Source organism: Legionella norrlandica, assembly GCF_000770585.1.
GTDB lineage: Bacteria > Pseudomonadota > Gammaproteobacteria > Legionellales > Legionellaceae > Legionella > Legionella norrlandica.
The window spans coordinates 1-8,490 of record NZ_JNCF01000092.1; the positions used below are offsets into that span (position 1 = coordinate 1).

Consider the following 8,490-nt stretch of genomic DNA (forward strand, 5'->3'; position numbering starts at 1 on the left):
CCAGCCTACTACAATTGTAAGGCATGAGTTGAGATTTGGATTAATCTTACCATGAAAGCCTGGTTGCCAAGCGCGGTAAGGGAAGAAATGGAAGGATAAATATGAATAGTCTGACAATAAATATTGAGCATCCTGTCAAAATTCCAAGTGGCAATAGTTTTCTCAATGGATTGCTATATATACCCGAAAAAGCCCAAGGTATAGTTTTGTTTGTCCATGGAAGTGGGAGCAGCCGGTTTAGTGTCCGCAATCAGTTTGTTGCCCGCTCTTTAAATCAGGCGAATCTTGCAACCTTATTATTTGATTTATTAACGCCAGATGAAGAGAGCATAGACAATTATACCCGTGAATATCGTTTTAATATCCCACTTCTCGCTTCACGCCTCATAGATACTACTCATTGGTGTATTAATGAACTTGAATCATTCCACTTAGCAATCGGTTATTTTGGTGCCAGTACAGGAGGAGGAGCTGCTTTAGTGGCAGGCGCTCAGCTCCCAGACAAAGTAAGCGCTATTGTATCCCGTGGTGGAAGACCAGACTTAGCCGGAACTTATCTACCTTTTGTGAATGTGCCTACCTTATTCATTGTAGGTGGCCTTGACGGCGTAGTGATTGAATTAAATGAGCAAGCCTAGCAAAATTAAAATGTGTCAAACAATTAGAAATAGTTCCTGGTGCAACTCATTTATTTGAAGAGCCTGGTACACTGGAAGAAGTGGCACGCCTTGCTAAAAATTGGTTTAAGCACCATTTAATTCGGCCTGCTTAATAACCCCTATCCCAAGTCAAGGCAATTAAATTCTTTCATCCTGGAATTATTTTGATGTATTTGAAAATTACTAGATCAGCAACTATATTTACATTGATAACATCAGGACATCACATAGTAAAATTTATAATCTATTGTTTTATAAATAAATTATTTTGAATAAGGAGATAACATCATGGCCAGTTTAAGAAAACACCACTCAGGCTCGAGAGAGCTTTTGATGAGTCCTTTTTTAAGGCTTCAACAAGAAGTCAATCATGCTATGAATGACTTCTATAATTTGTTTGACCCACAAAGAAGTGCTAATCTTGAGCAATTTGAGCATATTACCCTTACCCCGTCTTTAGATATTGTTGAGGACAAAGATAGTTTTAAAATAGAGGTTGAAATGCCAGGTATGGGTGAAGAAGACATTAAAGTATCATTTTGCGAAAATAGGCTAACGATTGAAGGCGAAAAAACAACATCTAAAAAAGATGAAAAGAAAAACTATGTAAGCCGTGAAATTAGCTATGGGCGCTACGAGCGGTCCATTACTTTGCCTTTATCCGCTGATGTAAACAAAGCCACAGCATCTTTTAAAAAAGGTATGTTGTGGATAACTATCCCGAAAAAGGCTGAGTCTAAGGAAAATGTGAAAACAATTAAAATAGAAAAAGTAAAATAACTCCTTAATAAAATGGGTCTGATTCCAATTCAAGGAGAATCAGGCCCACCATCTTACTTTTTAGTTCGATTTTCCAAGGTCGTGATTAGCAACATAAGTGCTGTACCAATAAGAGCTCCAACAGCTAAACCAATACCAGGTGATTCTAGACTGCCTATTATAGCGCCTAAAATAATTCCTATTGATATTTCAATACTGATCCATAACGATTTAAGCAATACTTCCTTTATGTTTTTATTAGAAAGCGTTTTAGGTAATCGGCTATTTCTATAAATATGAACGGTGGTTACTAAACCCGTAACCGAACCTCCAAGAGCAGCCCCAATCACACCGCCAATAATAGCTCCAACAACCATATTCAAATCAACAAATCCAATATTAAAACCAAATAAATAAGTAGGACATTCGCTGCATATTTTTAACTCATAACCAATGAAACCTCCGGAAAACAGACCTACTAAACACCCGCTTATCCCACCAAAAAGTGCTCCAATGACTATAGCTATGTATGTATTTGGCTCATAGATAATATTTTTTATTCTCTTAATGATGCTCATAATTAATAAATTATGTTTCTTTCCCTAATGAAATAAGCATAAATGCCTATTATGTCGAACTTACGTTAATTAACTCGAATATTTAAAAATTGCCATGGATCGTTTGCATCTATCTCTTCAGGATACAATTGGCCTCTATTTTTTAGCGGAGTCCAATCTGTATAATAGCCGCCCACTTTTCCCAAGTAAGGTTTTGCAATATTAATGATATATTGATGATCCATTCCTTCTGGCTCTACGATACCCTCACCAGGGTGCTCAATAGCCCAAATGACTCCCGAAATCATACTAGCGGCAACTTGTAAGCTTGTTGCATTGTTATAGGGTGCAAGCCGCTTTGCTTCCTGGATGGAAAGGGTTGAGCCATACCAATAGGCTCCCTTTTTATTCCCCATCAGCAATACCCCCAACTCATCAATACCATCAATGATTTCATTTAAAGCCAAACGACTTTTTTTCTGTGGTTGCCATTCATTGCTCTTTAATTCAAAAATTGAAAGTCTTGCGTCTGGACAAGGATTATAAGCATAGTGAACTGTTGGTCTATACAACAGCTCAGAGCCATTTTTTAAGGTTAAAAAATTGGTAACCGAAATGGTTTCGGCATGGGTAATTAAAAATCCATGAAACGGACCCAAAGTTGGAGTCCAGGAACGAACCGTAACGCCAGCACTAGGCTGAGCCAGATAGATTGCACATTGAGGACCATTGCTATGAGAATAGGCATCGTGGGGCCAATGGACTTCATGTGTACCCCAACCAATTTCAGCAGGTTGTAAACCTTCCATAATAAGACCATTAGTAGACCAGGTATTAACAAATTCACCCGGTGCTTTAGGAGGATAGGTTACTTGAGAGTCCTGTTCTGCGACATGGATAACTTTGATCCCCAAGTTCATTGCAAGATTGGCCCATTCTGATGGCTTTTTAGGCACATCAATGGTTAGACCATTATCTTTCGCAATATTTAATAAAGCCTGTTTAATAAAATGGGAAACTAAACCAGGATTCGCTCCATGAGTAATTATTGCCGTTTTTTTAGTTTTACCCTTTAACTGAAGCACTTCTTCTCGTAAAGAATAGTTTGTGCGACGATTCAGCGACAAGCGTTCCAACATAAAATCCTCTTTCCAGGGTTCTGTTGCCGCATTAATATAAAGCGCTCCTTTTTGATCACATAATAGGATTAAAGCGGTGCTTGAAATACCAATTGATACATCAATTAAAAAATCATTTTCTTTTAGAATACTGCCAATTACTTCCACATAATTTTTCAAAGTAATGCGCTGTAACTTAAAATCCACCCCATATTTTTGAGCAATCTCAAGACCTGAGTCTTCTTCAGCAATGATTATGACTTGCGATGGTTGAATATCAAATTTCTCAAAAATTAAGGGCAATAATGCTCGTCCAATGCAACCAAAACCTAATAAAACAAAATGATTTTTAAATAAGATTTTTTTTGCGTTCTTATTCTTATCCATGATAAGTCCTTAACTTCTTGTATTAAATTTAATCCATATTTCCAGTTATTGAGTGACCGATATTTAAACTATGCAAACCGCAAATAAGCCTATTAAAAACATTTACTTGTCTATTAATATTGTAGTTGTAATACTAAGGAAAGATATACCAATTTTTTTATAATTTCACTTAATCAAGCTACAATATCTCCTTTAAGTATACACAGTGAATCTCAATAGTTTTTATTTGCCATCAAAAACCTATTAAAATTAGAGTCTGTTAAAAATTGCTTTATATCCCCCATGCCCTGCGGCTTACTTGCATTACGTGGACAGGAGTACAAAAATGAACTATTAACAGCCCTAGAAATCAAAAACCAACTGGAAAAATAAATGATCCATATTGCACTTTACCAGCCAGAGATTCCTCCGAACACTGGCAATATCATTAGATTGTGCGCCAATAGCGGGGCTCAACTGCATTTAATACATCCCTTAGGCTTTACTCTAGAAAATAAACAAATGCGTCGTGCCGGCCTTGATTATCATCAATGGGCCTCTATATGGCATTATGAAAACTGGAATGCGTTTCTGCATGTTCATTCCCAACGCCGTTTATTTTGTTGCAGTGCAAAAGGAAAAACTATTTATAGCAACATCATTTATCAAGCAGAAGATATGTTATTATTTGGCCCAGAATCTTGTGGTTTACCCATAGAAATTCTTGATAACTATTCTACTATTCGCATTCCGATGAGAGAACATAACCGCAGCCTCAATTTATCGAATGCAGTCGCAGTCATATTGTATGAAGCATGGAGGCAACTGGACTTTGCTATTTGAGCATTTTTATTAGGTAATTCTATTAGAGTAGAATGAAAATACACCAGCATCCTCAATAGATTGCTCATAAATTAAAACCAATGCAGCTCCCGAATAGATCTCCAATGTGATTTCTGGTAACTGAGTGCGATTAAAACACGATGTTTTCCCTGGAAAAGCAAGATGTGAATTGTTTAGTTCCCATTTCAATCCCTTCGAAGAAAGAGTAACCCCTGGGACCCCAATTAATGAAATTTTGGTATGGACAGGTAATAACAATTTGATCTTGGATTCTTCTTTTATAACAAGCCCTTTTATAGGAGGAGAATATAAAAGACAGTTAGTTTCCATAAAAATATTAATGTTATTTAGTATGTGATCCAAATACCCCCCATTTATTCCCACTACAATAGCAGGTAATAAATCATTCTCTTTTAAATATTGCATCGCTTTTTGATAGTCAGTGCTTCCTTGATCTGGCAAATGGAGAAAAGAATGATTTCGTAAAATTCCAGGACGGACTGAATCCAAATCGCCGGTAATTAAATCCGGGAAGACACCGAGATCACACAATACATTCGCCGCCCCATCCGCCGCAATGACTGGTAAGTTCCTTTTATGAAAAAAGTCAGGTTCTGGTAAATCACCGTTAAGACATAAAATAGAACGATAACCTTTAAAATTACTCACATCGAGAATCATAATATCTTTTTAATAAAATAAGCAAAATACTGACTACCAATCCGACCACATTGGAACTAATGACAAAAAAGGAATTCGTATTACTTCCATAAATGATCCAGGCTAAAGAGCAAATGAAATAATTAATCAACATCATCATGGAAAGATCTTGGGTTGATTGGGTCTTAAGAGATTTGACAATTTGTGGCAATAATCCAATAAAAGATGTGGTAAAAGCCACCATTCCTGACAACATGACAATAGACACATTTTCCTCCGCTCAGATTAATGAGATCAGGTTCAAAGGGTTGGATCATCCTCTCAGCCAAATATCGTAGTCTACGAACTATATATGGCACCCCTAATGTTGTTCCTTAATTTTATCACGAAATGAGCAGTTCGCAAATTCAAGTTCACAAAGTAATCTTTTATAATTCAAATAGATTCAAAATAGCCCGTGGGCTTTCCAAGAGGCTTTTCTAGGATAATTAGAAAAATACACCAATATGTACTAATATTAACTATCATCTGATAATTTTTACGATAGGGGAAATAAAAACTTAGGGAATGCAAAAACATGACTAAAGGGAAGTGTCTCCATACATGGCTTACCAGATGGCTTTTCATTTTTACTCTTTCCGTGCCTGCTCTTTATTGTCCTTTAGGATTAGGGCAAGAAAGTCCTAAATCTATTCCGAAAGCGAATGGGGATTATAAAATAATTCAGAGCCAAACTTTACCTGATCCAGTCGATAAAATAGTAGTAAAACCCGAGGCCAATGATGATGAGATTGGCAAACGTATTGAAGGAATTCTAGTAACAACCCCTTGGTTCATTGCACCTAGCGTACAAGTAAAAAATGGTGTCGTTTTTTTAAAAGGGAAAACTAAACACACGGAGCATAAAAAATGGGCAGAAAATCTGGCCAGTCACACCCAAGATGTTGTTGCAGTGGTAAATCAGATTGAAGTGATCAATCCTGCGATCTGGTCTTTCCAACAAATAACCAAAGGTCTTTTGGAACAATGGCAACGGATGTTACGTGGTTTACCTTTTTTTATTTTTGCTTTAATTGTCCTGTTTATTTCATGGTTAATAGCTCGCTTCGCTTCACGTTCCACACGTAATTCTTTGCAATATCGTAAGGTACATCCGCTTCTCACCGATGTCATTTCTCGTGGAGTCACTTTACTTTGCTTATTATTTGGGGCCTATATTATCTTGCAGGTATTAGGATTAACAACTTTCGCTCTCACTGTTCTCGGTGGTACTGGTATCATAGGCATTATTTTGGGAATTAGTTTGCGTGATATTACCGAGAATCTCTTGGCAAGCATATTACTAAGCATGCAAAAACCTTTTCATAAAAATGACTTAGTGGAGATCAGCGAGCTAGACGGAAAAGGTATTACCGGTTATGTACAAGGATTAACCATCCGGGCTACTGTATTAATGACGCAAGAAGGGCATCAAATACAAATACCCAACTCAACAGTCTATAAGAGTAACATTCGTAACTTTTCGAGTAACCCCAATCGCCGTGAAGATTTTATAATTGGCATTACTTATGAAGATGCTATTTCTAAAGCCCAAGAAGTTGCCTTAAAATTGCTTGAGAGACACCCAGCTGTATTAAAAGATCCTGAACCTTGGGTATTGGTAGAAAATTTAACTGCAGATGCGGTCAATATGCGAGTTTACTTTTGGATGGATGGAAGTAAATATCATTGGCGAAAAGTCAGATCATCAGTGATTCGTCTAGTAAAGAGGGCACTTCAAGATGCAGGTATTGAGATTTCCTGGCCTGGAAAGGGAATAGAGATCAGTTTCCTTGAAGACATTCCAGTGCGTTTGCTGCAACGTAAGCCCAAAGCTAAAAAAGAAGAAATTACCCATGAATCTGGTAAATTTGCAACCCATGCCGAGGGAGAGTTAAGTAGTGAGGCAGCCGAAATTGAAGAACAAAATCGCCTCTCTCGCCCTATTGAAAAGGAAAAAAACCTCTTACGTTAAAAACTGTGAAATAATTAAAGGAAACCATATCATGAGAAAATTCCTTTTATCTGCTGTAACAATATTATTATTTCTTCCTGCGCAAGCAGGAGATATTTCTGAAATAGATATCCAAGATCAGGAATCTGCTCAAGAATTATGTGCCCATGAATTCTACAATCAATGCATTAACAAATGTGACAAAACAAACTATGGTGATTGCACACAAGCCTGTGAAGAAAATGCTAAAAACCAATGTCTTCAAGCAGGAGAATAACTTTCGAATAAATCCTTTTTTAGAATAGTCTATTTTACGTGTCGTAAAAAATATTTTATCACAAAGTCCAATTCTGAACGAATTAGTAAAAACTAAACAAATAGGCATCATCGCAGGTATGCACGACATTACAACGGGCAAAATCATCTTTTTTGAAGAGAGGCGATCTGTACCAGAATAAAATAAATCTGGGCTATCTATGGAATTACAATAAGAGTTTAAATTTTATACTTTTAAAAATAAATCCAATTTTGTTACAATCAAGGATTTGTAATTACGAGTGGTTATGCCCAAATCTCACAATTCGATTCTATTTCTTGGCTTGCTCTCAACATTTTCATTATTAACTTTTGATCTTTATCAACCATCAGTACCCTTTATAAACAATTATTTCAATATAAGCCCAAGCTTAGGCCAATTAACTTTAAGTCTTTATTTATTAATATACGGTGCCACTCATCTTTTATGGGGACCGCTTATCGATCATTTTGGACGCCGCCACTTATTGTCAGGCAACCTCATACTCGCCTTAATCGCTAGTTTGATGTGCGCTTTTGCACTTAATATTACGATGCTCATTTGTGGTCGAGTCTTACAAGGATTTACCTTATGTTGTGCTAATCTCATTGCCTACTCGGCATCTCGTGACTTTGAAGATACAGTAATTCGAGCTAAAGTTCTTTCCTACATTTCCATGACCGTTTCAATTTCCCCCATTATTGCCCCGGTATTTGGTGCTCTTATTTTCCATCATTTCGGTTGGCAAGCAAACTTTATTGTAATGGCAATAGTCGCTTTTATTCTATTTATACAATCCAAAATATCCTTATTAGAATCCCCTTTCTGGACCCCTCCTCAAAATTCTTTTTCAATAAAAAAAATACTCAATGAATATAAATTAATATTCTCTATACCTTCACTATGGTGCGCTTCATTTATTCTAATGTTCAGCATGTCTGCTGTAATGCTTGTCGTCATTAATTCTTCCTATCTCATTATTGATGTACTGAATTACTCTCCCCTTGCTTATGGATTTATTTTTATACTAAATGGATTAAATATCATTTTTGGAAATTACTTGGGTATTTGGCTTCGTGAGCGACTGGCTATCTCAACTACGATCTATTTGGGAAACTGGTTAATTATTCTAGGCGGAGGAGCAATGCTCATCACTTCAAAACTCTACGGGTTTAGCCTCATGGTTTTATTTTTTTCATTAATTTCCAACTTGGGAATCAGTGTCACTGCCGCCCCTACC

At 36.7% G+C, this 8,490-nt stretch carries 10 protein-coding genes, 1 pseudogene and 1 riboswitch; of the genes and pseudogenes, 7 read left to right on the forward strand and 4 right to left on the reverse strand.

Annotation, left to right across the window (positions count from 1 at the left end; all coding sequences use genetic code 11):
- The first annotated feature begins 101 nt into the window (after window positions 1-101).
- Both OK13_RS13120 and OK13_RS13125 read left to right on the forward strand, forming a co-directional pair.
- Entirely contained in the window at window positions 102-638 is a 537-nt protein-coding gene (locus OK13_RS13120) for a dienelactone hydrolase family protein (RefSeq protein ID WP_338151683.1), read from the forward strand.
- Between the two features lie 309 nt (window positions 639-947).
- Complete coding sequence (locus tag OK13_RS13125; RefSeq protein ID WP_035891504.1) at window positions 948-1,439, forward strand: Hsp20/alpha crystallin family protein; 492 nt, start codon at window positions 948-950, stop codon at window positions 1,437-1,439.
- A 53-nt stretch (window positions 1,440-1,492) separates the two neighbouring features.
- Here the strand turns inward: OK13_RS13125 and OK13_RS13130 are convergent, their stop codons facing one another.
- Together OK13_RS13130 and OK13_RS13135 are read right to left on the reverse strand one after the other, a co-directional pair.
- Complete coding sequence (locus OK13_RS13130) at window positions 1,493-1,996, reverse strand: hypothetical protein (RefSeq protein WP_035891507.1); 504 nt, start codon at window positions 1,994-1,996, stop codon at window positions 1,493-1,495.
- 65 nt (window positions 1,997-2,061) lie between these two features.
- Entirely contained in the window at window positions 2,062-3,480 is a 1,419-nt protein-coding gene (locus OK13_RS13135; RefSeq protein WP_052117693.1) for a homospermidine synthase, read from the reverse strand.
- Window positions 3,481-3,852: 372 nt separating this feature from the next.
- Between OK13_RS13135 and OK13_RS13140 the strand changes: the two genes are divergently transcribed.
- Window positions 3,853-4,302 carry a tRNA (cytidine(34)-2'-O)-methyltransferase gene (locus OK13_RS13140; protein ID WP_035891509.1) on the forward strand — a complete coding sequence of 150 codons (450 nt, stop codon included), beginning with the start codon at window positions 3,853-3,855 and terminating at the stop codon, window positions 4,300-4,302.
- A 9-nt stretch (window positions 4,303-4,311) separates the two neighbouring features.
- On the opposite strand, the gene OK13_RS13145 is transcribed toward OK13_RS13140, so the two are convergent.
- Both OK13_RS13145 and OK13_RS13150 read right to left on the reverse strand, forming a co-directional pair.
- Window positions 4,312-4,983: a thiamine diphosphokinase gene (locus OK13_RS13145; protein WP_152571705.1), complete on the reverse strand. Its 672-nt coding sequence runs from the start codon at window positions 4,981-4,983 to the stop codon at window positions 4,312-4,314.
- The gene (locus OK13_RS13150; RefSeq protein WP_035891511.1) at window positions 4,964-5,230 is read right to left on the reverse strand and encodes a SemiSWEET family sugar transporter; all 267 of its coding nucleotides are present in this window, start codon (window positions 5,228-5,230) and stop codon (window positions 4,964-4,966) included. Before OK13_RS13150 ends, OK13_RS13145 begins: the two co-directional genes overlap by 20 nt.
- Window positions 5,217-5,335: riboswitch (TPP riboswitch) on the reverse strand. Its footprint overlaps the gene before it by 14 nt.
- A gap of 204 nt (window positions 5,336-5,539) precedes the next feature.
- On the opposite strand from OK13_RS13150, the gene OK13_RS13155 reads away from it, so the two are divergent.
- From OK13_RS13155 to OK13_RS13165, 4 genes and pseudogenes are all read left to right on the forward strand, one after another.
- Window positions 5,540-6,976 carry a mechanosensitive ion channel domain-containing protein gene (locus OK13_RS13155; protein WP_081964934.1) on the forward strand — a complete coding sequence of 479 codons (1,437 nt, stop codon included), beginning with the start codon at window positions 5,540-5,542 and terminating at the stop codon, window positions 6,974-6,976.
- Between the two features lie 31 nt (window positions 6,977-7,007).
- A complete protein-coding gene (locus OK13_RS13160) occupies window positions 7,008-7,232 on the forward strand; it encodes a hypothetical protein (protein ID WP_035891512.1) in 225 nt (74 codons plus the stop codon).
- Between the two features lie 34 nt (window positions 7,233-7,266).
- Window positions 7,267-7,413: pseudogene (locus OK13_RS16095) on the forward strand (carbonic anhydrase); the annotation flags it as partial.
- Between the two features lie 105 nt (window positions 7,414-7,518).
- A partial coding sequence (locus tag OK13_RS13165) for an MFS transporter (protein ID WP_035891514.1) occupies window positions 7,519-8,490 on the forward strand: 972 nt, incomplete at its 3' end.